This window comes from Halorientalis pallida, from assembly GCF_004118325.1.
GTDB lineage: Archaea > Halobacteriota > Halobacteria > Halobacteriales > Haloarculaceae > Halorientalis > Halorientalis pallida.
Window position 1 is genome coordinate 404,985 of sequence record NZ_RDFA01000001.1, and the last position, 23,341, is coordinate 428,325.

The window sequence follows — 23,341 nt, forward strand, 5'->3', positions numbered from 1 at the left end:
CTATGCCACTTGACGAAGACAAATATCCGAGCGAGACGGGCCGGCGGCGCTTCGTGAAAGGCGTCGTCGGCAGTGCTGCGTTGTCCGGCGTCGGCGTCGGCGGTGCGGTCGCCCTGGACACGGCGACGTCACCGTCGGGTGTCGGCGGTGGTATCACGCAGTTCGTCGGGATCGAGAATACGGACGGTCCGGCACCGCGCGGGATGCCCCTGATTCCGCTGACCATCGACTCCGACGGTGCGTTGAAGGGCCGCTGGCCCGAAGTGAAGACCGAGACCGTGCAGGGTCGGGAAGTCACCATCGCCGAGACCGAGATCAACGGGACCACCTACTCGTCGGCCTGGTACCAGTACTGTGGGATCCAGACCGCCGAAGGGCTGGCCCCCGACGCCGACCAGGACAACTTCTTCCGGTCGGTCCCGGGGTCGGAGCTGCAGTGGCAGGCCGACTCGAAGGAGGCCGGCGAGAAACTGTTCGCCGACGACTTCGCCGACTACGAGAGCTGGGGCAACGGTATCGGTGAGAGCGGGCTGGGCAAGCCCGCCAAGGCCCAGTGGCGCTCGGAGGGTGAAGTGCAGACGATCCCCGTGCAGGTCATGCGGTCGCCCGAGGTCTCGAAGATCGCCAACGGCGAAGGGAAGTACAGCGAGATTCCGGCGTCGGTCCGGGATTTCTTCGGTGCAGCTACGGAGAACGACTTCATGGCGTGGCTGAACAAGTGCACCCACTTCTGCTGTGTGCCGGGCTTCAAGACCTACGAGGGCAGCGCGAAGTTCGGCGGGGAAGACCGGGTGTACTGCCAGTGTCACCAGTCGGTGTACAACCCGTTCAGTCCCGTCAGCAAGTCCTTCGTCGCACTTCCGCGACCAGGTGAGTAAACATGAGTCTCGAGAAAAAAGACGAACACGATCACAAAGGCTGGATGGAGGAGCGCGAGCTCACGGTGCTCGAGGAACGCTACCTCACACTGTTGATGTGGCTCGACAAGCGGCTCCGGTTGGTCGACTATCTGGAACTGCTGGAGGACCTGTACTACAAGGTCAACATGCAGATGCCCAAGAGCCACACGGAGCAGTACGGGCTCGACAACAAGTTCTGGTACTGGTACCCGCTGTACGCGCTCGGGTCGTTCTCGACCATCGCGTATCTGGTCGCGGCGATATCCGGGGCCTTACTCGGATTCTACTACGCGCCGGCCGCGGCGGGTGCGACGGGCGATCCGACGGTCGCGTTCACGTCGGTGACCACGATCATGCAGGACCTGAACTTCGGGTACATGCTCCGGTCGATACACCGCTGGAGCGCGCAGGTCATGACTGCAGCGGTGTTCCTGCACATGCTCCGTGTGTACTTCACGGGCGCCTACAAGGAACCCCGCGAGCTCAACTGGATCATCGGGATCGTGCTGATCTCGCTGACGATGGTCTTCGGGTACAGCGGGTACCTGCTCCCCTGGAACCAGCTGAGCTACTGGGCGGGACAGATCGGCGTCGAGATGGCGCTGTCGATCCCGCTGGCGGGTGAGTGGACGGCCCAGCTCCTGTTCGGCGGGTTCACGCTGACGCAGGCCACGTTGCAACGGATGTACATCCTGCACGTGTTCTTCCTGCCGTTCATCGTGACGGGGCTGATCGCGGTCCACATCGGCATCGTCTGGATGCAGGGCATCGCGGAACCACACTAATACAATGAGCGACAACGACACTCCCGAAACGGAGACCGACGGCGGCACTGGAATCGTCCCGCCGGACGACGAGACCCCCACGTGGAGCGAGCGCAAAGAGCGCACGGAGGGGCTCTCCCGGCTGACATACGAGTACTTCGAGCGGGCGCGCCGCGAGGACCAGGACCTGCGCCAGGAGTCGAGTTACGTCGAGCGTGACGTACTCGGCTTCCCGGCCTGGCCCCACGAGATGATCCGGAACCTCGCGCTGACGAGTTTCTTCGTCGGCATGATCGTCTTCCTCTCGGCGACGCTGCCCCCGGAGATGATGCCGCCGGCGAACTCCTCGAGTACGCCCGCGGTCATCCTGCCGGACTGGTATCTCTACTGGTCGTTCGGCCTGCTGAAACTCGGGCCGCTCAACCCCGACCTGGCGCTGCTGGGCGGGAGCAAGCTGATGGCCGACCGGACCTACGGTGTCCTGGCGAACCTGGTCATCGTCGGTGCGATCACTATCGTGCCGTTCCTGAACAAGGGCGCGGCCCGACGACCGGTCGAACAGCCCTTCTGGGCGGCGGTCGGCGTGTTCGGCGTGACGTTCGCCTTCACGGTGTCCGTGCTGTCGGTCAAGAACCTGGTGCCGATGGACTCGCACCTGCTGTTCGACCTGACGTTCCTGCTCCCGTTCGTGGCCGGGTTCATCGCGTACGCGATCCTCAAGTCGATGCGCGAGGGGTACATGTTCACCCTCAACCGCCGGTACTACCGGCTGCGGCCGCCGAAGTAACGGCTCGACCCGCCCGACTTCGACCGCCTGTTTCAGTCCTTTTCATGGTATCAAACGACCAGTCCGATCCGTCCGAGGAGCCACCAGACGCGGAATCCGCCTACACGCCGAGTGACTCGTCGGCAGGGGCGACGGCCACGGACGACACGGCGACCGACGGGAGTACCGACCGCGACATCGAAGTGCCGATGCGGGTGTACAAGGCGATCACGGTGTTCACGACGATGTTCGCCATCGTGACCGTCGTCGCCGGGTTCGTGTTGATCGATTCGGCGACCAATCGGGCGACCGCCTCGCTCTCGGAGATCCAGCCGGTCGCGGCCCTGTTCGGCATCGGACTCATCCTGGCCGGAGCAGCGGCTTACGCGTTCTCGACACGGTTCCGCGCGGAAGGAATGGGAAAGTCTAAAGACGACACCGACGAAAGCACAGATAATGGCTGACGAATTCGCCAAGGGTCTCGGGATCTTGACGACGTCGGGACTGGCCTGGATGGTGCTGGCAGGCTGGTACTTCACGCCGAGTTTCGAGAGCAACGCACAGCTCATCACGGCAGCCCCGCCAGCGCAACCGACCGTCTGGGACCAGATCGGCATCTTCCTCACGGACGTGTTCCTCTGGTTCGCCATCCTCGGCGCGCTGACGTTCTGGATCGGCGTCCCGCTGATCGAACAGGCCCGCGAGGCGTGGGCCAACCGCAGTAGCTGATCGGATCACGCGCGACAGTTCTCGACGCCCCCCACCGCCGACGGTCCGGAACGGCGGCACCTCTTCTCGCTTCCCGTACTCCGGGGCACTTCCTCGACGGAGTGGCCTCCCCGGCACACTCGCTGTCGGCAGGCGGTGGTCCGCTGTCACGCCGGCCGGTCGTCCAGGCAGGTGACTGCGAGCGCCGTTCGGCCCGGTTCGGCTCTATTCGGCCGTCGGTACAGCCGCCGACGGCTGCGGAGGTGTCCGCGCCCGTCGCCGACGGCTGGACGGTCGGTGCCCGTTCGCGGTCGACGACCACCGAGGCGTTCGTGCGGTAGTCGACGGACCGGCTGTCCGTTCGTGACACGACTCGAGGGCAGAACACGACTGGGACACTCCTCGGGGTCGCGGAGACGGCCCCCGACGGACTCTTCGGGACGGACTGGCGGGGTCCGCACTCGGTGCATGGGAATCCGAGTGGTACGTTCCCCGGACGAGTCCGGTGTCGGGACGGACCGCGGCGCTGGGGGGCGACGAAGACGGAGTAAGGATAAGGGGCCGCGCCGGGATCAGATGACCCGGCCGACGAGACCCTCGACCAGGAAGAAGAGGCTGAGATACGCGATGTACACCAGCGCGAGCAGGGACGCGGCGATGGCGCCCTTGGGACGTTCGATGTCGATGCCCCGTCGGGCCTCGACTTTCCGGGCCTCGAACTCGAAGAAGTCGGCGATGAACACGCCACCGACGAGGACGGAGACAACGACGCCGGAGTGGGCGTGCAGCGTCGTGTAGTAGAAGGCCGCGAGGATGAACAGGACGTTGCTCACGGCGTGAATCGGGTTCCGCTCGACCGCGTCCGCGCCGCCCTCGTCGGCCTGTTTGACCTGTTGCCGGTAGGTGAACGCCCGGGTACCGATGTTGATCACAGCGAGCACCAACAGCACGTACTCCATCTGTCCGCCCAGGATCGCGTCCAGCGGGCCGAACAGCGTTACCGAAGGTTGCATATCCGAGTCTCCGTCCGTGATGCTTTAGTGTTTTTCCAATCGGCCCCGCGAACGGCTCAGCCTGGGTCGGTGTACGGGTGACTGCTCGCCGGGACCGAGAGCACGGGGAACGTGTCGACGACCGAGACCGAAACCGGGACGCCGGGTTCGACGCCGCCGATCCGGCGGTCGTCGGCCAGCAACTCGACGGGGACCTCGTCACGCTCGACGCGCAGGGAGACGGTGTCGAGGTCGAGGATCCAGTGATCGGCGTCGGTCGCGAACGGCGCGATGGGGGCGACTGCACCGACGCCGGTGCCGTGGGCGACGACGGGCGCGTCGACGCGGCGAGCGTAGCCGTGCGATCCGGCGGGCGTGGCGACCACCACACCGTCGGCGCGGAACTGCGCGACGGTGGTCCGGTCGGTCGCGACCGCGTACTCGGAGATGCGCGCCGGTTCGGCAGTGACGAGCGTCACGTCCGTGAGGGCGCGGGTGTAGGGGCGGTCACCGATCCGAACGCCGAGGACGGGGTAGGCGTCGGGCTCCCCGCTGCCGGCGACGAGCGCGCTCATCGCGTCGTCGACGGCAGACCGCGGGACCGAGCGGACGCCACGGCCCGCGTCGACGGGGAGGATCGGCGTCTCGGGCGGATCCGGACGTGCGGCGAGTGCCAGCAGTGCGTCCTCGCCGACGGCGACGACGGCGTCGGGTGCGGTCGAGAGCACGGTGTCGAGGTCGCCGGTTTCGGGGGTTCCGCCGGCGTCGGCCACGGCGGTGGCGACGGGCTCGACCGTCCGCTCCCCGACGACGCCGACGGTCGCGCGCTCGGCTCGATCACTCATCGGTGTCTCGTGGGGCCCCGGCAGTCAAAAACGTGCGGTCTCGGCGGGCGTGGCGGCGGGCGGCGTCGGTCCGGGCGGGTGCGTTTCTGAACACTTTTGAGGGGCGGGCGTGACCGGACGCGTATGCGAGACGTGCTCAGGGAGTGGCGTCCGACGGTCGACGAGGCCATCGAGGAGTTGCTCCCGCGAGTCGTCGACGAAGAGTATCTGGGGGCGTTTTTCGGTCCGGCGACGCACGCGTACGACCCGGACGCGGTCCAGGTCGCGCTGGCGGACCCGATCTGGGAACTGCTGGACAGGGGGGGCAAGCGGTGGCGAGCCGTCGTGTTCTTGCTGCTGGTCGAGGCCTTCGGCGAAGAGCCCGACGAGTACCTGCCGTACGCCTGTATCCCCGAGATCCTCCACAACGGGACGATCATCGTCGACGACGTGGAAGACGGGGCATCGATGCGGCGAGGCGAGGAGGCGATCCACCACGCGTTCGGGACCGATATCGCCCTGAACGCCGGCAACGCGATGTACTTCCTCCCGCTGAAGGTCATCACACACGATCCGGGCGACCTCGACGCCGAAACCCGCCTCGCGGCCTACGAGATGCTGATGCACGAACTCAACCGTACCCACCTCGGACAGGGGATGGACATCACCTGGCACAACGAACGGGAGATGGACATCACCGAGGCGGAGTATCTGGAGATGTCGGCCTGCAAGACCGGCTGTCTCGGCCGGATCGTCGCGCGACTGGCGGCCATCGTCACCGGGCAGTCCGAAGCGGTCGAGGACGCCGTCGCGACCTACGCCCAGCAGATGTCCGTCGCCTTCCAGATCGGCGACGACATCCTCGACGTGGAACACTCCCTCGACCGGGCCGGCGAGTTCGGTAAGGCCTTCGGCAACGATATCAGGGAGGGCAAGAAGACGCTCGTGGCCATCCACGCCGTCGAGAACGCGGCGCCCGAGGACGCCGCCCGCCTCGAGGAGATCCTCTGGGCCGAGGACAACACCGACGACGATATCGAGTGGGTCCTCGACCTGTACCAGTCGACCGGGAGTATCGAGTACGCCCGTGAGACGGCCCGCACGCTCTCCGAGAAGGCACGGACACAGCTGGAGGGACTGGACCTCGAACCGGAACCGAAGACACAGCTCGCGGAGTTCACCCGCTTCGTGATCGAACGGGACGTCTAGGCGAACACCGAGTAGGTGATCAACAGGCCGAAGTACAGAAACACCAGCGCACCGAGGGCCTTCAGCCGGAACAGTCGCAGCCGCTCTTCTTCGCTCTCGTAGGCGTCCTCGAACGCGTCGCGCTCGGACGCGTCGAGGGCGTCGGCGTGGTCGATACCGCGGTGGAGCGCCAGCAGTTCCGCCTCCGCGAAGGGCGCGCCGCAGTGGTCACAGACGACCGGGTCGGCGTCGGACGGCAGGTCGTACTCGTCGGGGATCGCCCGGTCGGTCGCGGCCGGGGCGTCGGTGCCCGCTCGCTCGCTCGAGGTGTCGGTGTCGGTCATAGGAACGGTGGGGTGATAGTCGGTTGCGCGACGATCCAGAGGCTGGTCATGGTGTACCAGATCATCACCAGGGTGAACGTGTACTGGCTCCGGATGGCCTGGAGGCGACCGGGGAACCGGTCGAAGGCCGCGGCGTGGGCGACCCAGATCGCCAGCAGGTGGCCCAGCAGGACGAAGGAGAGGTTGAGCGCGCCGAACCAGCCGGGGATCACCCCGATCGGGACTTCACCGGTCACGGACCCGGCGAGCGGCGTCGGCGCGACCGCGAGGGCGGCCGGGGCCAGCGAGAGGAAGTACTCCAGGTAGTGTGCCAGGTGGTAGCCAGCGGCGATGGCCAGGAGTGGCGGCGCGAACCGCTGGGCCAGGACGCGCGTCGAGACGTACGAGTCGGCCAGCCGACGCGCACCGCGGGCCGCCAGCCAGTAGGCCCCGAAGAATGCCAGGTAGCCAGCGACCAGTGCGGCCGGGTACAGGACCAGCGGCGGGACGCCGAGGTCGACGATCCAGGTGGCCACGCCACGCCACAGCGGCGTCGCGACCAGTCCGTCGTAGGTGGTGACCCAGACGAGGGCGACGACGAAGGCCACCTCGTCGAGGCCGTCGACGAGCCGGGCGTCCGTGAGTGCGCTCCCGGGGAGTCGAAGCCGGAGGCGACCGGTGTCGTCGCGGGTGAGTGGCGCGACGCGGCCGTAGTACCGGAAGACGCGGGCGACGGGATCGACGGTCGTGAACCACTGGTCGGGGCCGAAGACGAACGCGCCCGCGAGCGTCACGGCCGCGTAGCCGAGGATCGTGGTCGCGAGCAGTCGGGGGTCGTCGGCCAGCGGGCTGACGACTTCGAGCCAGATCAGCGCGAGCAGGCCGACGACACTGGGCCAGGCCCCGAAGCGGGCCGGGTAGTCACGGTCGAGCGCCGGGAGGACGCTCGCGACGGTTCGGAAGGGGTTCAGAACCGGCCAGGTGTTCCCGACGAGGTACGTCGTCATGGTGAAGCCCGCCCACCAGCCGACCCAGACGAGCAGCAGACCGAGGTTGGCAAGCGCGGCGTCCGGCCCGAGGAACCCGATCCCGAGGACGGCCGCGAGTCCGACGAGTCCGGCCAGTCGGCCGAGTGCGACGAGGAGGCGACGGGCGGGTACGACGGCGTCTTTGCCCCAGCCGTGGAACTCCTCGACGAACAACCGGTCGGTGACGAACGAGGCGAGCAGGAACGAGGCCCCGATCGCGCCGCCGCCCGTGAGCAGGAACAGCCAGGTCGGAATCTGTATCGACTCCCGGCCGCCCGCGCCGAGACTACCGCCGTGGGCCGCGGCCGTTCCCACGAACAGGGTGCCGGCCAGTAGCGCACCGAGGAGGTGGCAACAGTGGCGGCGGAGTGACGTACCCACCATCTGTCGAGGTTTGGAATGGGCCGGTGGAGTAGCTTCCGGAATGGGACGGGCGCGGGACCGGGGAACGGCGGGCAACGGCTGGGACTCGGAGCCAGCGGCGACGACTTGGGCAGGTTTTTACCGGTCGACTCGTAACCCTCATTCACATATGGGCGTCGCAGACGAAACTTCGGACGACCACGGTGGCCACGGTGGTCACCACCTGCCCGCGGTCGAAGACTGGCCGCGCGGGTTCGGTGAAGCCAGCTGGTGGCCGTTCATCACGGCCATCGGCGGCAGTGGCTTCTACATCGGCGCAGCGCTGTACGTGCTGGGTCGAGGTGACAGCGCCATCGTCAGCCCGATGGTCGGACCGGGGGTCTTCATCGCGAGCGCGGTGATGTTCCTCGGTGGCCTGTACGGCTGGCTCTACCACGCCTTCGTGGTCAACTTCTGGGAGCACGGCACCGGTGAACACGACGACTCGACGCTGCGGCTCGCGATGATACTGTTCCTCGGGACGGAGATCGCGACGTTCGGGGCCGGATTCGTCTATTACTTCTTCATCCGGGCCGGCACGTGGCCGCCGGGTGAACTCCCCGAGCTGTTCGGGACGCTGGTCATCGTGAACACACTGATCCTGATCGCCAGCAGTTTCACCCTGCACTTCGCACACACCGGCCTCCTGAAGGACAACCGCAAGCAGTTCCTCGGCCTCATGGGTGTGACGCTACTGCTCGGGGTCATCTTCATCGGCGGCCAGGTCTACGAGTACTACGAGTTCATCGTCCACCGCGGACTGGAGTTCCAAGGAGCCGTGTTCGGCAGCGCCTTCTTCGGCCTGACCGGTCTGCACGGCCTGCACGTGACGCTGGGCGCGATCTTGCTGTCCATCGTGTTCATCCGTGGGCTGCTGGGCCAGTACTCCGCAGAACGACACACGTCGGTCAGTACGGTCTCGATGTACTGGCACTTCGTCGACGTCGTCTGGGTCTTCCTCGTCGTCGTGCTGTACGTCGGCGCGGAGTTCGGTATATAGCGGAGAGCGCCCGCTTCTCTTCGGCGCAGATCCGGAACCAGCGGTGCGTCCGTCACGCTGGCTTCCGGGGAACCGGTCCGACCGACCGGCCCGGCCGTCCGTCGCCGCCTGGCTGTGCCACCCGTGGCCTGTCCGTCGGTACGGGCACCCCCGTCGGTGCGGGTACCCCGCCGGGGCATCTTCGGAACGAGCGGTGCGAAATCGGTGCTTGCGTCTGTCGTATCGTGTGGCATGGGTCGTCGAATCGTGGCGGTCGAAAGTCCGTACGCTGTCGAGAATCAGGCGCCGGGGCGTACGAGTGTCATGATCGTTTATCCACATCACAGTGAGTGCGACGAGATAATAAGCGTTCCTATCAGCGTGAAATAAAACACCGGATCAGTGGTATCCAGTTTAAACCACAAGCAGGACCCGATGTGTTGCCAACACTTATCACGAAACGTGCGCAGTTCATGATCAATGGTACAGGTCGGTCGGGGTCCGCTCAGAGTGTGTTACGTCGGCAGTGACGAGGAGGTGGCGGACTGGATCCGAGCTGGCTTCGAGCGCGTGGAGCCGGAGGTCGTGCTGGTCGTCGAGACGGCGTTCGAGGACGGGCTGGAACGGATCGCCGAGGCCCAACAGCGAATCGACCCGCAGATGCGGAGTCCGCTGGCGGAGACGGAGGACCCGTTCGACTGCCTCGTCTGTACGGACGACGCGGCCTACGACCCGGTGGCGTTCGTCGAAGCGGTACGTGCGAAACAGGCGGATCTGCCCATCGTCCTCTTCGCAGCGGAAGGCGACGAATCGCTCGCCAGCGACGCCATCTCCGCGGGCATCGACGACTACGTGACGACCGACGAGGAAGATCCGACAGGCACACTCGCCGAACACGTCGTCACGCACTGTTCCGAGTACCGCGACGCGATGAGCGAGCGGCGTCGTGGGTCGCAGGCCCAGCGACTGCTGGACGCCAACCCGGACGTGATCAGCGTCGTCCGTCCGGGCGCGGCGATCACCTACCAGAACGAGACGATCACGGAAGTTCTGGGCCACTCGGTCGAGGACCTGAAGGGCACCGTCCCGTACGACCGGATTCACCCCGACGACTGGCGACGCCTCCGGGAGGAGTTCTACGACGGCGTCATCGACAAGGAGCGCCCGCCCAGCGCCGAGTTCCGTATCGAGGATGCCGACGGTGACTGGCGCTGGGTCGAGGCCCGCGGACGGAACCTGCTCGACGACCCGCTGGTCAACGGGTTCGTCGTCACGACCCGGGCCATCGACGACCGCAAGCGTCGCGAGCAGGATCTGGAGGGGTACCAGCGCGTCGTCGAGAACGTCGGTGACCCCGTGTACCTGCTCGACCCCGACGAGCGTCTCACGTGGGTCAATCGAGCCTTCCTCGAACACACCGGCTACGAACGCGAGTTCGTCGAAGGAACTCACGTCTCCCGGTACATGCGCGAGGAAGACCTGGAACGGGGCCGGGAACTGGTCGCTGATCTGCTCGCGGACCGCGACCGCCGCTGGGGCGTCTTCGAGTTCGCGACACAGACTATCGACGACGACGTGCGGTGTTACGAGGCCAACGTCGCCGTCATCACCGACGACGACCAATTTCAGGGGACGGTCGGCGTCCTCCGCGACGTGACCGAGCGGGAGTGATCAGTCGGCCCCGATACCGGTGATCTCGACTCGCGCCCCGCCGTCCGTACTCTCCACGAGCCGAAGCGACCAGCCGTGCGCCTCTGCGATCCGCCGGGATAGCGCCAGCCCGAGCCCCGAGGCCTCGTGGTCGGTCGTCTCCCCGTATTCGAGCAGGCGGTCGCGGTCCTGTTCGGGGATGCCCGGCCCGTCGTCCGCGACGTAGAAGCCGTCGGCCACGTCGCCGACGGTGACGGTTACCCCGTCACCACCGTGTGTCACCGCGTTGTCCAGCAACTGCTCGAACAGTCGGCGGACCCGGTCCCTGTCGGCCAGGAGTCGGCGGTTCGTCTCGACGCTGATCGACGCCTCGGGTGTCTCACGGTCGTCCCAGACGGTCTCGACGAGCGGCGGGAGCGCCAGCGATTCGGTCTCCGCGACCGGCTTTCCCTTCCGGGCCAGCGTCACGAGATCGTCGATCAGCGTCTCCATCCGGTTGGTCGAGCGCTCGACGGCGTCGAAGTGTTCCTCGGCGTCGTCCAGTTCGCGTGCCAACTGGAGCCGGCCCGAGATGACGTTCAGCGGGTTCCGCAGGTCGTGTGAGACCGCGCCGATCAGTTCTTCGAGACGTTCGTTCTGCCGTTCGAGTTCGCGTTCGGAGGCAATCCGGTCGGAGATGTCCCGGGCGACGCCGGCCACGCCGACGGTTTCACCGGTCTCGTCGGTGAGTCGAGAGCCACGGAACTCGACGGGGACTTCGCCACCGTCACGGCGCTGGACGACGGCCTCGACCGTCGCTCGGCCCGTCTCGAAGGCCTCGTCGATGGCGTCGGTGATCCGCTCGCGGTCCCCGGGTGCGAAGAGCGCGGTCGGGTCCATCCCCTCGAGTTCCACGTCGTCGTACCCGGTCACGCCGGGAATCGACTCGTTCCAGTAGACCACGGTCCGGTCGCGGTCGAGCACGAAAAACCCGTCCTGGACTGTGTCGAGCGCGTTCGCGAGGACGGCCCCCTGCCCGCCCAGACCGAGGTCGGCCAGTTCGGGTCGCGCCGAGGGTTCCGACCCCCCGTCCGTGTCGACCCGACTGCCCTGACCGACGGCCGAGAGAATCTCCGAGGCCAGTGTCGCGTACCGCTCCGTCCCCGACCCCTTCTGGAGGTAGCCGGTGATAGCCGACTCGATGTCGGCGTCGATCCGGGCACGGTCGCGGCCGGTGAACAGGATGCACGGAAGGTCCGGATCGACGTCGTGGACGGCCGCGACGAACTCGGCGCAGTCCATATCAGGGAGGTGGTAGTCGCTCACGAGACACTGCACGTCACCAGCCCGCACGCTCTCGAGCGCCTCCGAAGCCGTCTCCGCGGAGGCCACGTCGAGGCGCTCGTCCTCCCGGCGGAGAAAAGTCGCGGCCAGATCGACGATTTCCGGGTCGTCGTCGACGTGTAACACCCGAACCCGATCGACATCGGCGTCACTCATGTCAGCCTTTTCGGTGAGTGTACTGTTAAGGGTTGAGGGCGTTTCAGCGCACAACGTCGGTGCCGGCTCCCGGATCAGAGCACTGGAACGTCCATTACGGAGATGGATGACACCTACAGACCGCTGCAAGGGTGCCCGACGAGCGGGTTCACTTCTGTCGTCGACGCGAAGCCCCGGTGTCACTGACCGGCGTCGCCGGGGGCGTCTGGAAGTTCGTACCGGAGACCGGCCCGTCGGCTGCGATCGGTTTCGGCCGTCCCGTCGTCGTTCCGTTCGCCGTCGCCGACCGCCGTCCGGTCCGTGCCGTCGACGCCACAGAACACCGGCCGACCGCGGCGAGCGTCCCGTCACCGGTAGACGTGTGTCTACCGATCGCTGGTCCCGCGACCCCGGATCGCCACAGTGAGTCCCTACGATCGGGGTAAGCCACGGCTGTCGGAACGCGATTCCGGCCGCACGAACGGACGTGAGGCAGACGAGTCTCGGTACGGTCCAGCTACGGCCGCACACGAGTCGGCGGGAAGCGAACGCATAACCAAACGCCCCCACAGACACCCGGATACATGGACAACGTCGCCGTCGTCGTCCTCGACACGCTACGGTACGACGAGTTCAGTACGGCGTTCGACTGGCTCCCCGGCCGGCGGTTCACCAGCGCGTTCTCGCCGTCGCACTGGACCGTCCCGGTCCACGCCGCCCTGTTCACCGGCCACTACGCCAGCGAAGTCGGCGTCCACAGCCGATCCCCCGCCCTCGACTGTCCGGCCCCCACCCTGGCCGAACGTCTCTCGGCCGCGGGCTACCGGACGCGGACGTTCACCGCGAACCCCAAACTCCACCGGTACGACGGTTGGGAGCGTGGCTTCGACGAGTTCGTGGGCTACGCCAGCCTCGACGCGTACCACCCCGACTCGTTCGACTGGGGCACCTGCTTCGACGGCGCCGACGCGACCGGGTACCGGCGATACCTCGACGCCGTCTGTCAGTGCCTGCGGGCCGACTGCGACACATTCCGATCGCTTCGTGAAGGGTACGACCTCCTCACCCGCTCACCGGCCGACGGCGGAGCCACTGCCGTCCGCGACCGCCTGCGAGCCAGCGACTTCGGCGACCGGGAGTTCTGCTTCCTCAACCTCACGGAAGCCCACACCCCCTACTACCCGCCGTCGCCCGGCGAGGATCCGGTCGTGGTGGTCGCCGCCGACGCCTTCACCGACACCCCAGTCGATCTGGACCGGGCTCGGCGCGCCTATCGTCGATCTGTCGCAACCCTCTCGGAGACCTACCGCGAGATCTTCGACGAACTCCGGGACTCGTTCGACTACGTGATCACGCTCTCCGATCACGGCGAACTCTTCGGCGAATACGACATGGTCGCCCACTCGTTCGGCCTCTACCCGGAGTTGACGCGTGTCCCCCTAGTCGTCAGCGGCCCCGGTCTGGAGGGCCGCGAGAACCGCGTCGTCAGCCTGCTCGACGTCCACCGGACCGTCGCGGACCTCACGGGGATCGAGGTAGAGAGTCACGGGCAGAACCTGCTCGACGACCCCCAGCCCGTGGACCGCCTCGTCGAGTACCACGGCCCACTCCCCTTCCACGAAGCGCAGTTCGAGCGCCGGGACGCCCCACTCGAGGCGCTGGAACGTCGCCGGTCTCCTCTCTGGGGCTTCGTCGCAGCCGACGGCTCTTACGCATACGAAACCCACACCGAGGGGTTCCAGACCGTCGGCGAATTCGACGGCGACCCCAGAGCGCGACTCCGTAGCCTGCGTACCGACCTGGACCCCCGTGCCGTCGGCGGCCTCGACGAGTCGTTCTCCGACCCCGTCCGCGAACGACCCGAGGAACGGGGCTCCGCGTGAGTGGCTGCCGAAGAACGGAACGTTCGCTACTCGAAGGTCGTCCGCAGTAGAAAGCCGGTGGAGGGATTTGAACCCTCGGCCTATTCCTTACGAAGGAATCGCTCTAGCCAGTCTGAGCTACACCGGCGCGTTCACGTCGTTCACGCACCGAGCACCACCTCGCTTCGCTCGGTGGCACACCGGCAGACTCGCTTTACTCGTCTGTCGAGCCCTGCATCGCTTCGCTCTGCAGGACACCGGCGCGCGTCTGCGTGCATCAGATTGTGGGCGGATAACCGCAATAAGGGTTGCGAATCGCCTTCGACTCACCGCGTCACCCGCACGTCCAGCACCACGTTGAGTTCGTGTGGCGCGTACGACCGTACGGTGTGGCGCGTCTCAATGGTGACATCGTACGCCGGTTCGGCCGCCGCCCTGATCGCCAGCTCGCCCGGCCCGTATGGATCGTCCTCGTGTTGGATGTCGTAATAGTGGATCACCGCCTCGTCGCCGGCCAGCGCCACCGCTGTGTCGAGAAAGTCGTCGGCGCTGTGGGGCAGGTTCATCACGATCCGGTCTGCCCAGTCCGCGTACTCGCCGGCCACCTCACGCACGTCTCCCTGGATAGCAGTCACTCGCTCCGCGACGCCGTTGCGGCGGGCGTTCTCCCGAAGATACTCGACCGCCGTCTCGTTCAGATCGACGCCGACTGCCTCGGCACCGCGGTCGGCGAAGGGGATCACGAACGGGCCGACGCCCGCGAACATGTCGAAGGCGTGTTCATCCGCCTCGGCCTGCTCGGCCACGCGGTGGCGTTCGGTCGCCAGCCGCGGCGAGAAGTAGACCGCGCCGAGATCGACCGCGTACTCACAGCCGTACTCGCGGTGGACCGTCTCCATCGCCGCCCCGTCGCCGGCCAGCACCTCCCAGTCCCGAACTCTGAGGTCGCCCTTGACCTTCGAGGCGCGGTTCAACACGGTGTGGACGGGGAGCGCCGACTCGACGATGGCGTCGGCCAGGGCACGTGCGCGCTTGGCGTCGTCCTCGTCGACGATCGCCACGTCACCGATCCGCTCGTAGGAGGCGTCGAAGTCGACCAGATCCGCCGGCATCGTCTGTGTCTCGCGTGTGGGCGCGTCGTGCTCGACCACGTCGAACGCGTCGGGCACGGCGGCCGGGTCGACGACGGGGATGTACAGCCACCCCTCGTCGTGTTCGATCTCGTGGGTGTCGTCGATCAGCTCGGCGGCGGCGAGGTCCTGACGGGCGCGCTCGCCGTCTTCCCGGGCGACACGCACGCATGGCACCGACATGTTGCTCCGTGGGCCACCGCGGGCGGTAAGCCTTCGGTTCCATGCCGGGCCGTTTAACCGCCCCGGCCACCCAGCGACCGTATGCTCACGTTCGTCGGCCTCGGGCTGTACGACGAACGCTCGATCACCGTCGCGGGCCGGGAACACCTCCGGGCCGCCGACCGAGCGTTCGCCGAGTTCTACACCGCCAAACTCGTCGGCACGTCCATCGGCGACCTGGAAGCCCACCACGGCGTCGATATCGAGGTCCGCGAACGGACCGGCGTCGAACAGGATCCCGGCCCGATTCTGGACGCTGCGGCCGACGGCGACGCCGTCTTCCTGACCGCCGGCGACCCGATGATCTCGACCACCCACGTCGACCTCCGACTCCGCGCCCACGACCGCGGCATCGACACCCGCGTCGTCCACGGCACGACCGCACAGACCGCCGCGAGTTCGCTCACTGGCCTCCAGAACTACCGCTTCGGGAAGGCCACGACCCTCCCCTTCGAGCGCGCCCACGGCGGCACCGGCGTCCCCGACAGCGTCGTCGAGACCGTTACCGACAACGCGGATCGAGGGCTCCACACGCTCGTCTATCTGGACATCAAAGCCGCCGACGACGACTACATGACCGCCGACGTGGCCGCCGACCTGCTCGCGGCCGAGTACGACCAGCGCCTCGCCGTCGCCGTCTGCCAGGCCGGCAGTTCCGATCCGAGCGTGGTGGCCGACGACCTCCCCGTGCTGGCCGACCGGGACTTCGGTCCCCCGTTGCACCTGCTCGTGCTCCCCGGCGATCTCCACCTGCTCGAACGGGACGCGCTGGTCGAACTCGCGGGTGCACCGGAGACACTCGTCGCGAATCGGACGATCTGATCACTCGCCGTCGGCGCGGACCGGCGCGACGCCGAGTGCCCCACGGAGGTCGTACTCGCTCCCGGTCGCCATATAGAGGAGGTCCTCGATGACGATCAGGACCTCCGGGAGTTCCCGCACCACCAGCCACGTGATCGCGACCAGCGCGAGGACCGACCCGCTCTGGGCGAGGATCCGGTCGGCCCAGTAGTACGACACCAGTCCCGGGTCCGTCGCGAGGTCGAACGCGAACACGCTCGCGGTCAGCTCGGGGACCAACTGCATCTTCATCTCGCCGAACGAGAGCCCGATGAACACGTTCCGGACCAGGTTGAGCGCGTAGATGACGGGAATCGACACCGCCAGTGCCCGGAACTTCCGCCGGATCGGTGCGCGCACGGCTGCAATCAGCCCCACGAAGATGGCCATACTCCCGACACCGGTACACGCGATGATGATCGTATACGTGATCCGATAGCCCGGCTCGGGGTGGAAGACGAACGTGTTCCGGAACGACTCGTAGTCCGGGTTGATCGCGCTCCCGGGGATCACCGCCGGCTGGTAGCCCAGCAGACTCATCAGAAACTCCGTCTGCCGGGTGACCATCTCGATGAGAAATTCCTGCAGGACGAGGATCGCCTCGAAAGGCAGGAAGACCGCCCCCATCACCGCGACGGCCCGCGAGAGGACGAACAGCGAGTCACGACCCCGCCGGAGCAGGACTGCGACGTACAGACAGCCGGGGACGGCGATCAGCGTCCCGATCCCCTCGACGATACTCTTCTGCACGAACGCGAAGTGGTAGATCTGGGTGAACCAGAAGAATCCGAACAGCACCCAGGCGGCGACGGTGACGGTCCGAGCGATATCGCGATGCAGGTCGTACCAGTCGAGGAGTGCGCCAGCGGCGAAGGTCGCGACCACCAGCCACGCCAGCGGATCCGACCACTGCGTGAACCACTCCAGGACGCCCAGCACCGTCTCGATCATTCACGGAATCGTAGGGCGAAGTCTGTCATATGTCTTGTCGTTACTGGAGCGCGTCGCACACGACCGCGAGTCACAGAGCGGTGGCTCGACAGTCACGGAGTAGCGCTGTCGCTACCCGGGTAGCGTCGAAAGAAAAGCGTCAGTTGAGGCCGGAACGGATTCCGGTAGTTAGTCGCGGCGGCGGACTGCGAGGAGCGCAGCGGCGACCAGCGCGACGAGGGCGAGCACGGCCGTGAAGCCGGCGCCGTCCCCGCTCGTGGTCGTGTCTGCAGCCTCGGTCTGCTCGCCACCGGTGTCGTCAGGCGTGTCCGTGTCCATCGGCGTGTCCGTGTCCATCGGCGTGTCCGTGTCCGGCGTGTCGGTGGACTCGGGCGTGATCGTAGCGGAGTCGATCACGGCCGTGCCGTTGCTCGTAGTGTACGGACCGTCCGCAGTACCAGAGCCACCGAAGTCGTAGGCCTCGTTGTCGTTGGTGTCCATGTGCGCCATGGCGACAAGCGTGCCCTCTTCGGACAGCGGGCTGATCTCGACGGTGGTCGAGAATTCGCCCGGGCTGATGTACTCGGAGTTGCCGATGACTTCACCGCTGGCCGAGCCGGAGTGGATGGCGACGAAGCCACCTTCCGACATCGTGCCACTGACCTCGACCATACCGTCTTCGACCGTCTGGTTGTCGAAGGTGATGTCGGCAGTGGGTGCCTGACCGATGACACCAGGGGTGTCGTAGTCATCGTCGAAGCCCTGTGCGTTGGCGACGAACGACGCGTTCTGTGCGCGGTCCGAGAGGTCGACCTCGGTGCTGAACGTGCCGTTCGAGTCGACGACTGCTTCGGGGTCCTCGAGGAACGGACTTTCGCCCGTGGAGCGGAGCCGGATGTTCAGCTCCGTCCCGGGTGCGACGCTCGTGGAGCCCGAGATGACCTGACCCGCGGAGGCGGCGACACGGATGACGCCACCAGTGTCGGTGTCGAAGTCGATGGACTGTTCGACGATGGACGCGCGGTCGGTGACCGTCTGCGTCTCGTCACCGATGTCCGAGTCCTCGAACGTGGTCCAGTTGGCGACGTACTCCTCACCGTCTTCCATGCCGAGGTTGGCATTGCCGGTGTAGGTGTCGCCTGCGGTTTCAAGATCCGTCCGGGTGAGCTGTAGGTTGTCCTCCTTCAGCACGACGAACAGCGAGGAGTTGCGCTCGTCCGGAACGACCTTGATACCGTTGTTGTTGCTGTTGGAGAGGGCCAGTTCCTTCTCCTGCTGGTTCGCTGCGGTGCTCTCTTCGGTCTGTTCAACACTGAACTTGTAGTTCCCGGCATCGTCGTAGCGGGAGATCGTGTTGAACGCTTCGGCGAAGTCCTGATTGTACGCATCTTCAACGAACTTCAGGGCGCCGAACATGCTGGTCGACTGGATCTGGTAGACAAGGACGTCGCCCTCCGCGACGGAGTTGTCCCGAGTCAGTTCGCCAGCGTTGGCGAGCTCGTAGACCTCGGCGGTCTCGTCTTCTTCCACGTCGGAGAAGACGTCGCCGGGCATCGTCCAGCTCTTGATGTCGACGACCTGGGGCTCGACGACCTGGATCGTACCGACGTCGAGTTCGTTACCGTTGTAGGTAACGTTGACGTCGTACTGGTCCGGTTCCATCGGGCCCTCGATGCCGACGTCAGCGGTCGGCTGGCTGAGGTCGTCGCCTTCGTTGGCGACCATACCGAGATCGTCGCCCGTATTAAGGGGCGTGGCAGTTACCGTGTCTTCATTGTCGTCAGCCGAAATGGCGGCGTCCAGCGTGACGTTGGCCCTCGTGTTTGCGGGCTCATTGTCCCAGTCGTTGATGCCGTATTCTGCCTCGGCTGCGGTTTTGACGTAGGACGGGACGCCATCTGCGCCGTCGTCATTCCGAGCAGCAATGAAGGTGTTCATGTTGACCGTAACGACGCCGTCGTCGTTACCGTCTTCGACGCGGAACGTCGCGTTGAAGTTGACGTCGTTGAAGCCAACGTTGACGATGGCTTCGTCCGTCTCTTCGAGCTGGATCGGGATGACAGCGAAGTCACCCTGTGCGGCAGTGGCGACGCCGCCGCGGAGGATCTCCGCGTTGACGTCGTCTTCCTCAGTCACCGTGACACTCGAGGTGTCCGTGACACCGGTGTCGGTGACCTCGAACGTGAACTCGTAGTCGCCCGTGTCGACGTCCGAGAAGTTGGCCGTGATGTTGGCGTCACTGTTGACACCATCGAAGAGGACGCCGTCACCGTCGACGTTGTTCGCGTTACTCGCGTCCGTGACGCTGTTGACGGAGTTGTCGTCGTCGCCGTCCTCGAACTCGTCGTCGAAGACGTTGACGACTTCACCGTCGTCGAGACCGTCAGCCGTGACGAGCAGTTTGTAGCCGGTCCGTGCGGAGTCGGCTTCGAGGTAGATCTCTTCCTGTGCGGATTCGTCGGACTGGAAGCCGACGTTCACGTTCTGCGACGTGACGGAGAAGGAAGCGGCCTGGACAACATCGTTGATACTGTCGCCGTTGCCGTTGCCCACATAGTCCGAGTCAACTTCACCGTTGTCGTCGAACTCGCCGTTGTTCGCGCCGTCGTCATCAGCGAAGTCTTTGCTGCCAGCGATACCGCTGTTGAAGTTGAGGACGGCGTTGTTACCCTGTCCGTCTGTGATTGCATAGGTACCCTCGAGATTCTCGGTGTTGATGATTGCTTCACCGTTGCTGTCAAGGGAAACCTCGCGGACGAGAGAGCCGGATGGAATCCGTTCGCCACCACCGTCGGCGGTTTCAGTTTCACGGATGTCGACCTGACCGTCGGCCAAACTCGGCTTCTTGATGACAAGGCGCTGACCCTGCCAGTAGGTGCTACCGGAGTTCAGAGTGTCGTCGTACGCGTTACTCTGGCGTTCAGTCGGGTTGGTGTCTTGCTTAGCTGTGACGAGCCCCACGCCGTGAGAGATGTCGTTGAGTTCGACGGTAGCCCAGTTACTGAGCGAGTCACCGTCGCTCAGCGTGGGGTTGCCTCCACTGGCAGGACCGACGTACACCTGATAGGCACCCGGGGCGCTACCGGTGAAATCAAGCGTCAAGTCACCGGTACCACTCCTAGTGCCGGACTCAACGTCACTGGACGAGTACGTGCCGTCCTGTGAGGCGACTACGATGGTGTCATCGCTGGTGCCAGCATCGACATCGTCGATGTTGACTACAACATCTCCGTTTGCGCTTATGAATACAATACCGTTATTCTGTGTTTCGCCAGCATCGTATGATGCGGCGTTTGCCACAGAGCCCACAGCTGCTCCCGAGAACGCGATGAAGCCGGCGAATACCGACGTAACCATCAGCGTCGCGAGGAACAGACTGCGGATCTTGTCGCGTGTTCCTGTCATAGTTTGTGTTTGTGCTTTTCGGGCGGTTTCAGCATCTTTCCCGTAGGACAGCCGCGGCCCGCACGACCGCCGCGGGGAGACTGCCAGACCGTACTCGATACTGTCACCATGGTTAGGGGTACGCTCGGAACAACTGGCGCTCGTTATAAATGCTTTGTGGTCAAATTCGCGGCTTGACACCACTCCACATACCCTGATATCGCCGTTTCGGGCGTCTATTTCGGCGATTTCGCCTCAGATGTGAGGATGTCGGTCGAGCGTCTCACAGACGTCTGACACGAGCGGTCGGCCAACAGCCGTCTTTACCTGGCGCGCAGTCGGGACGGTAGCTGGAGACTTCGGGGTCGGAGCCAGTACTCAGGCGAAGAGTCAGACGGGTGTTCGAGTCGACCAACAAAGAGTACGGGAACCAACCTGTCGTGTGGCCGATTCGTTCTCAGTTCGTGACGACCTCGACTTCGTGGCCGTCGCTCGTCTTGGTGAACGCGTACCGATCCCCACAGCTTTCGGGATCGCGGTACTCTTCGGCGTGGCGTGTCGTAAGCGTATCCCAGAACTCGTGGAGATCGTCGGCCTGGACCGCGACGTGTCCCCAGGCGTCCCCGATGTCGTACGTGCGCCCGTCGTAGTTGTAGGTGAGTTCGACCGACATCTCTTCGGGCGCGGCGTCCTCGGGTTTGAGGAAGTACAGTGCGAAGTCGTCGAACTCCGCGCGGCGGAACAGCTGGTACTCCAGTTTCCGGGTGAACCAGCCGATGGCGTCGTCGGCGTCCTCGACGCGGAGCATGGTGTGGTCGAGGCTCCACGTCGCGCCGTGGTCGCGCTCGACGATCTCGATCTCGTGGCCGTCCGGGTCTCTCACGAACGCGTACTGCCCGCCACAGGAGTCGGGGTCGCGGTAGTCCGCGACGCCCTCGTCCATCAGTTCGTCGTAGGCCTCGTACACGTCGTCACACCGGACGGCGATGTGTCCCCACGCGTCACCGAAGTCGTACGTTCGCCCGTCGTGGTTGTACGTGAGTTCCAGCAGCGCCCCGTCCTCGTGTTTGTCCGCGGGGCCGAGGAAGACGTTCGTGAAGGTCTCGGCCTCCCAGCGGCCGTACTCCTCGTAGTCGAAGTGGGTCCGGTACCACTCCAGGGACTCGTCTAGGTCCTCGACGCGCATCATCGTGTGGTCGAGCGTCGCGTGCATGTCCGTTAGCTGGGGTGGAACGCCGAAAAGGATACCGACGAGCTACTCGGTCCCGTCGGGGAACTGGAAGATCGACGCCAGGTCGCGCCGGTAGTATCGCCAGACCACACCCCACAGCAGGAGCGTCCCGATCGGGACGGCGGCGTACCCCTGTCCCCGCCGGAAGAAGCCGAGCGCGAACACCAGTTGGCCGATACCGGCGAGGACGAACATCGACGCCGTGACGCGTGCGTCCTCCCGCCACACGAGCCCGACGAGTGCGCTCACGAGTCCGACGAAGAACACCACCACGCTCAACCCCCACGCGTTCAGGTACGGCGGGAGGTTTCGCGTGTAGAGGAGGTAGTACTCGAAGATGGTCGTCAGTTCCAGCGGATCGAGATTGACGATCCCGATCGGCAGAAACCACGAGACGAACCCGTTCGCGGAGACGGCGGTCCACGGCGCGAGCGCCACGGCGACGAGGACCAACACCCGGCGGTATCGCCGAACGGTCTCGGGAGCCGACTCGTCCGTGGAGTGGGTGTCGGACGCCCCCATCACTTGCGAGTCACGAGTCGGAGCACGTCCTCGTCCGCGAGTTCGTGGCCCGTCCCGACCTGTTGTTCGTCGTGTTTGGCGCTCGAACCGGAGACACGGGCGAAGCGGAACCGCTCTTCGAACTCGCCGCCCAGTTTCTCACACGCGTCCTCGACGGTGTCGCCCGAACGCAGGATGAGCGGTTCCTCGTAGTCGACGCCCCGGCCCGGCTTGTCCATGTAGATCCGGATCAGACCGAGTGCCTCCCAGATTTTTTCTTTCAGTGCGTCCAGACCCTTCCCCTCCTCGGCGCTAATGAACACCGCCTCGTCGGGGTCGATGTCGTGGTCCCGGAGGTTCTCTTCGACGGTCGGTAGGTAGTCCGGGTCGATCAGGTCGGCCTTGTTGACGACCTCGATGGAGGGGAGGTAGACACGGTTGTCCATCACGCCGTCGATGAGACGGTCGATGTCGACCTGCTCGCCGACGGTCACGTCGGCGTTGACGAACCCCTGGTCGCGGAGGACCTGTTTGATCGTCTCCTCGTCCAGGTCGAGGTCGGCGCTGGCGTTGACGTCGATGCCACCTTTCCCCTTCCGGCGGATCGTCACCCGCGGCGGTTCCGTATCGACACGGACGTCGTTCTTGTACAGTTCCTCGCGCAGGCGCGCGCACTGGTCGATCTCGAACACGTCCATGACGAAGACCACGAGGTCGGCCGTCCGGACGACCGAGAGGACCGCCTGACCGTCGCCGCGGCCCTCGGCGGCTCCCTCGATGAGGCCGGGCACGTCGAGCATCTGGATGTTCGCACCGTTGTGCTGGAGCATGCCGGGGTTGACGTCGAGCGTGGTGAACTCGTACTCGCCGACCTCACTGTCGGCGTTGGTCAGGGCGTTCAACAGCGTCGACTTCCCGACGCTGGGAAACCCCACGAGCGCGACGGTGGCGTCGCCGTGTTTCTCGACGGCGTAGCCGCCGCCACCGCCGGAGCCGGACTGCTGTTTCTCGAGTTCCTCTTTCTTCTGTGCGAGTTTGGACTTCAGCCGGCCGATGTGGGCCTCGGTCGACTTGTTGTAGGGAGTCTCGGCTATCTCCTCCTCGATCTCCTCGATCTCCTCCTCCAGGCCCATTAGGGGACAGTCGGCAACCGTCACCCAAAAGCGCTTTCGTTGGGTCCCGTCGCGAGACCACGACCGCCGAGCGACGCAGAGGAATTATGACCCACGGGTGAGACGGCTACGACGGATGCACACCGGA

At 65.6% G+C, this 23,341-nt stretch carries 22 protein-coding genes and 1 tRNA gene; 10 read left to right on the top strand and 13 right to left on the bottom strand.

Translation table 11 applies throughout. The features are described 5' to 3' along the window. Positions 1-2 precede the first annotated feature (2 nt). From EAF64_RS02265 to EAF64_RS02285, 5 genes are read left to right on the top strand one after another with little or no spacing between them, the layout of a single operon-like run. Positions 3-878 carry a ubiquinol-cytochrome c reductase iron-sulfur subunit gene (locus EAF64_RS02265; RefSeq protein WP_129067347.1) on the top strand — a complete coding sequence of 292 codons (876 nt, stop codon included), beginning with the start codon at positions 3-5 and terminating at the stop codon, positions 876-878. 2 nt (positions 879-880) lie between these two features. Beyond that, positions 881-1,684 carry a cytochrome b gene (locus tag EAF64_RS02270; RefSeq protein WP_129067348.1) on the top strand — a complete coding sequence of 268 codons (804 nt, stop codon included), beginning with the start codon at positions 881-883 and terminating at the stop codon, positions 1,682-1,684. A gap of 4 nt (positions 1,685-1,688) precedes the next feature. Continuing rightward, positions 1,689-2,450, top strand: a complete 762-nt coding sequence (locus EAF64_RS02275) for a cytochrome bc complex cytochrome b subunit (RefSeq protein ID WP_129067349.1) — start codon at positions 1,689-1,691, stop codon at positions 2,448-2,450. Positions 2,451-2,494: 44 nt separating this feature from the next. Next, positions 2,495-2,893 (top strand): DUF7315 family membrane protein, encoded by a 399-nt coding sequence (locus EAF64_RS21790; RefSeq protein WP_227738859.1) that lies wholly within the window; start codon positions 2,495-2,497, stop codon positions 2,891-2,893. Beyond that, positions 2,886-3,158, top strand: a complete 273-nt coding sequence (locus EAF64_RS02285) for a DUF7314 family protein (RefSeq protein WP_129067350.1) — start codon at positions 2,886-2,888, stop codon at positions 3,156-3,158. The genes EAF64_RS21790 and EAF64_RS02285 overlap by 8 nt, the downstream gene beginning before the upstream one ends. Positions 3,159-3,709: 551 nt before the next feature. Here EAF64_RS02285 and EAF64_RS02290 read toward each other — a convergent pair. Together EAF64_RS02290 and EAF64_RS02295 are read right to left on the bottom strand one after the other, a co-directional pair. Then, positions 3,710-4,150, bottom strand: coding sequence for a DUF7313 family protein (locus EAF64_RS02290; protein WP_129067351.1), 441 nt, complete (start codon positions 4,148-4,150; stop codon positions 3,710-3,712). Positions 4,151-4,206: 56 nt separating this feature from the next. Further along, the gene (locus EAF64_RS02295; RefSeq protein ID WP_129067352.1) at positions 4,207-4,974 is read right to left on the bottom strand and encodes an NAD(+)/NADH kinase; all 768 of its coding nucleotides are present in this window, start codon (positions 4,972-4,974) and stop codon (positions 4,207-4,209) included. A 123-nt stretch (positions 4,975-5,097) separates the two neighbouring features. Here EAF64_RS02295 and EAF64_RS02300 point away from each other — a divergent pair, with 123 nt between their 5' ends. Continuing rightward, on the top strand, positions 5,098-6,162 hold the full coding sequence (locus EAF64_RS02300) for a polyprenyl synthetase family protein (protein WP_129067353.1): 1,065 nt from the start codon (positions 5,098-5,100) through the stop codon (positions 6,160-6,162). Here the strand turns inward: EAF64_RS02300 and EAF64_RS02305 are convergent. Next, positions 6,159-6,485 carry a C2H2-type zinc finger protein gene (locus EAF64_RS02305; protein ID WP_227738860.1) on the bottom strand — a complete coding sequence of 109 codons (327 nt, stop codon included), beginning with the start codon at positions 6,483-6,485 and terminating at the stop codon, positions 6,159-6,161. The two genes, EAF64_RS02300 and EAF64_RS02305, sit on opposite strands and share 4 nt — an antisense overlap. After that, positions 6,482-7,876, bottom strand: a complete 1,395-nt coding sequence (locus EAF64_RS02310; RefSeq protein WP_227738861.1) for a hypothetical protein — start codon at positions 7,874-7,876, stop codon at positions 6,482-6,484. The genes EAF64_RS02305 and EAF64_RS02310 overlap by 4 nt, the downstream gene beginning before the upstream one ends. Before the next feature lie 148 nt (positions 7,877-8,024). On the opposite strand from EAF64_RS02310, the gene EAF64_RS02315 reads away from it, so the two are divergent. Continuing rightward, positions 8,025-8,894 (top strand): cytochrome c oxidase subunit 3, encoded by an 870-nt coding sequence (locus EAF64_RS02315; RefSeq protein ID WP_129067354.1) that lies wholly within the window; start codon positions 8,025-8,027, stop codon positions 8,892-8,894. Between the two features lie 459 nt (positions 8,895-9,353). Further along, complete coding sequence (locus EAF64_RS02320; RefSeq protein WP_129067355.1) at positions 9,354-10,544, top strand: PAS domain-containing protein; 1,191 nt, start codon at positions 9,354-9,356, stop codon at positions 10,542-10,544. Here EAF64_RS02320 and EAF64_RS02325 read toward each other — a convergent pair whose 3' ends face one another. Together EAF64_RS02325 and EAF64_RS20725 are read right to left on the bottom strand one after the other, a co-directional pair. Next, positions 10,545-12,002, bottom strand: coding sequence for an ATP-binding response regulator (locus tag EAF64_RS02325; RefSeq protein ID WP_129067356.1), 1,458 nt, complete (start codon positions 12,000-12,002; stop codon positions 10,545-10,547). A gap of 179 nt (positions 12,003-12,181) precedes the next feature. Further along, positions 12,182-12,325: a hypothetical protein gene (locus EAF64_RS20725; protein WP_193767541.1), complete on the bottom strand. Its 144-nt coding sequence runs from the start codon at positions 12,323-12,325 to the stop codon at positions 12,182-12,184. Positions 12,326-12,565: 240 nt separating this feature from the next. On the opposite strand from EAF64_RS20725, the gene EAF64_RS02330 reads away from it, so the two are divergent. Next, positions 12,566-13,864 (top strand): sulfatase-like hydrolase/transferase, encoded by a 1,299-nt coding sequence (locus EAF64_RS02330; RefSeq protein WP_129067357.1) that lies wholly within the window; start codon positions 12,566-12,568, stop codon positions 13,862-13,864. Positions 13,865-13,916: 52 nt separating this feature from the next. Here EAF64_RS02330 and EAF64_RS02335 read toward each other — a convergent pair. After that, positions 13,917-13,991 (bottom strand) — tRNA-Thr (locus tag EAF64_RS02335). A gap of 178 nt (positions 13,992-14,169) precedes the next feature. Continuing rightward, positions 14,170-15,156 (bottom strand): class I SAM-dependent methyltransferase, encoded by a 987-nt coding sequence (locus EAF64_RS02340; protein WP_129067358.1) that lies wholly within the window; start codon positions 15,154-15,156, stop codon positions 14,170-14,172. 81 nt (positions 15,157-15,237) lie between these two features. Here EAF64_RS02340 and dph5 point away from each other — a divergent pair, with 81 nt between their 5' ends. Further along, entirely contained in the window at positions 15,238-16,017 is a 780-nt protein-coding gene (gene dph5 / locus EAF64_RS02345) for a diphthine synthase (RefSeq protein WP_129067359.1), read from the top strand. On the opposite strand, the gene artA is transcribed toward dph5, so the two are convergent. The 5 genes from artA to EAF64_RS02370 form a co-directional block, all read right to left on the bottom strand. Continuing rightward, complete coding sequence (gene artA / locus EAF64_RS02350) at positions 16,018-16,986, bottom strand: archaeosortase A (RefSeq protein ID WP_129067360.1); 969 nt, start codon at positions 16,984-16,986, stop codon at positions 16,018-16,020. 168 nt (positions 16,987-17,154) lie between these two features. Next, a complete protein-coding gene (locus EAF64_RS02355; protein WP_129067361.1) occupies positions 17,155-20,370 on the bottom strand; it encodes a DUF7282 domain-containing protein in 3,216 nt (1,071 codons plus the stop codon). Positions 20,371-20,806: 436 nt separating this feature from the next. After that, complete coding sequence (locus tag EAF64_RS02360; protein WP_129067362.1) at positions 20,807-21,562, bottom strand: VOC family protein; 756 nt, start codon at positions 21,560-21,562, stop codon at positions 20,807-20,809. 42 nt (positions 21,563-21,604) lie between these two features. Beyond that, positions 21,605-22,102, bottom strand: coding sequence for a TIGR04206 family protein (locus EAF64_RS02365; RefSeq protein ID WP_129067363.1), 498 nt, complete (start codon positions 22,100-22,102; stop codon positions 21,605-21,607). Further along, a complete protein-coding gene (locus EAF64_RS02370) occupies positions 22,102-23,214 on the bottom strand; it encodes an OBG GTPase family GTP-binding protein (protein WP_129067364.1) in 1,113 nt (370 codons plus the stop codon). The genes EAF64_RS02365 and EAF64_RS02370 overlap by 1 nt, the downstream gene beginning before the upstream one ends. Positions 23,215-23,341: the final 127 nt, after the last annotated feature.

What these genes read in the sequence shown, in the direction of transcription:
- EAF64_RS02370 (WP_129067364.1), bottom strand. Translation starts at nt 23,214, where the DNA reads ATGGGCCTGGAGGAGGAGATCGAGGAGATCGAGGAGGAGATAGCCGAG.
- EAF64_RS02295 (WP_129067352.1), bottom strand. Translation starts at nt 4,974, where the DNA reads ATGAGTGATCGAGCCGAGCGCGCGACCGTCGGCGTCGTCGGGGAGCGG.
- EAF64_RS02310 (WP_227738861.1), bottom strand. Translation starts at nt 7,876, where the DNA reads ATGGTGGGTACGTCACTCCGCCGCCACTGTTGCCACCTCCTCGGTGCG.
- EAF64_RS21790 (WP_227738859.1), top strand. Translation starts at nt 2,495, where the DNA reads ATGGTATCAAACGACCAGTCCGATCCGTCCGAGGAGCCACCAGACGCG.
- EAF64_RS02270 (WP_129067348.1), top strand. Translation starts at nt 881, where the DNA reads ATGAGTCTCGAGAAAAAAGACGAACACGATCACAAAGGCTGGATGGAG.
- EAF64_RS02290 (WP_129067351.1), bottom strand. Translation starts at nt 4,150, where the DNA reads ATGCAACCTTCGGTAACGCTGTTCGGCCCGCTGGACGCGATCCTGGGC.
- EAF64_RS02300 (WP_129067353.1), top strand. Translation starts at nt 5,098, where the DNA reads ATGCGAGACGTGCTCAGGGAGTGGCGTCCGACGGTCGACGAGGCCATC.
- EAF64_RS02315 (WP_129067354.1), top strand. Translation starts at nt 8,025, where the DNA reads ATGGGCGTCGCAGACGAAACTTCGGACGACCACGGTGGCCACGGTGGT.
- EAF64_RS02355 (WP_129067361.1), bottom strand. Translation starts at nt 20,370, where the DNA reads ATGACAGGAACACGCGACAAGATCCGCAGTCTGTTCCTCGCGACGCTG.
- EAF64_RS02360 (WP_129067362.1), bottom strand. Translation starts at nt 21,562, where the DNA reads ATGCACGCGACGCTCGACCACACGATGATGCGCGTCGAGGACCTAGAC.
- EAF64_RS02285 (WP_129067350.1), top strand. Translation starts at nt 2,886, where the DNA reads ATGGCTGACGAATTCGCCAAGGGTCTCGGGATCTTGACGACGTCGGGA.
- EAF64_RS02365 (WP_129067363.1), bottom strand. Translation starts at nt 22,102, where the DNA reads ATGGGGGCGTCCGACACCCACTCCACGGACGAGTCGGCTCCCGAGACC.
- EAF64_RS02265 (WP_129067347.1), top strand. Translation starts at nt 3, where the DNA reads ATGCCACTTGACGAAGACAAATATCCGAGCGAGACGGGCCGGCGGCGC.
- EAF64_RS02325 (WP_129067356.1), bottom strand. Translation starts at nt 12,002, where the DNA reads ATGAGTGACGCCGATGTCGATCGGGTTCGGGTGTTACACGTCGACGAC.
- EAF64_RS02340 (WP_129067358.1), bottom strand. Translation starts at nt 15,156, where the DNA reads ATGTCGGTGCCATGCGTGCGTGTCGCCCGGGAAGACGGCGAGCGCGCC.
- EAF64_RS02330 (WP_129067357.1), top strand. Translation starts at nt 12,566, where the DNA reads ATGGACAACGTCGCCGTCGTCGTCCTCGACACGCTACGGTACGACGAG.
- dph5 (WP_129067359.1), top strand. Translation starts at nt 15,238, where the DNA reads ATGCTCACGTTCGTCGGCCTCGGGCTGTACGACGAACGCTCGATCACC.
- EAF64_RS02320 (WP_129067355.1), top strand. Translation starts at nt 9,354, where the DNA reads ATGGTACAGGTCGGTCGGGGTCCGCTCAGAGTGTGTTACGTCGGCAGT.
- EAF64_RS02275 (WP_129067349.1), top strand. Translation starts at nt 1,689, where the DNA reads ATGAGCGACAACGACACTCCCGAAACGGAGACCGACGGCGGCACTGGA.
- artA (WP_129067360.1), bottom strand. Translation starts at nt 16,986, where the DNA reads ATGATCGAGACGGTGCTGGGCGTCCTGGAGTGGTTCACGCAGTGGTCG.
- EAF64_RS02305 (WP_227738860.1), bottom strand. Translation starts at nt 6,485, where the DNA reads ATGACCGACACCGACACCTCGAGCGAGCGAGCGGGCACCGACGCCCCG.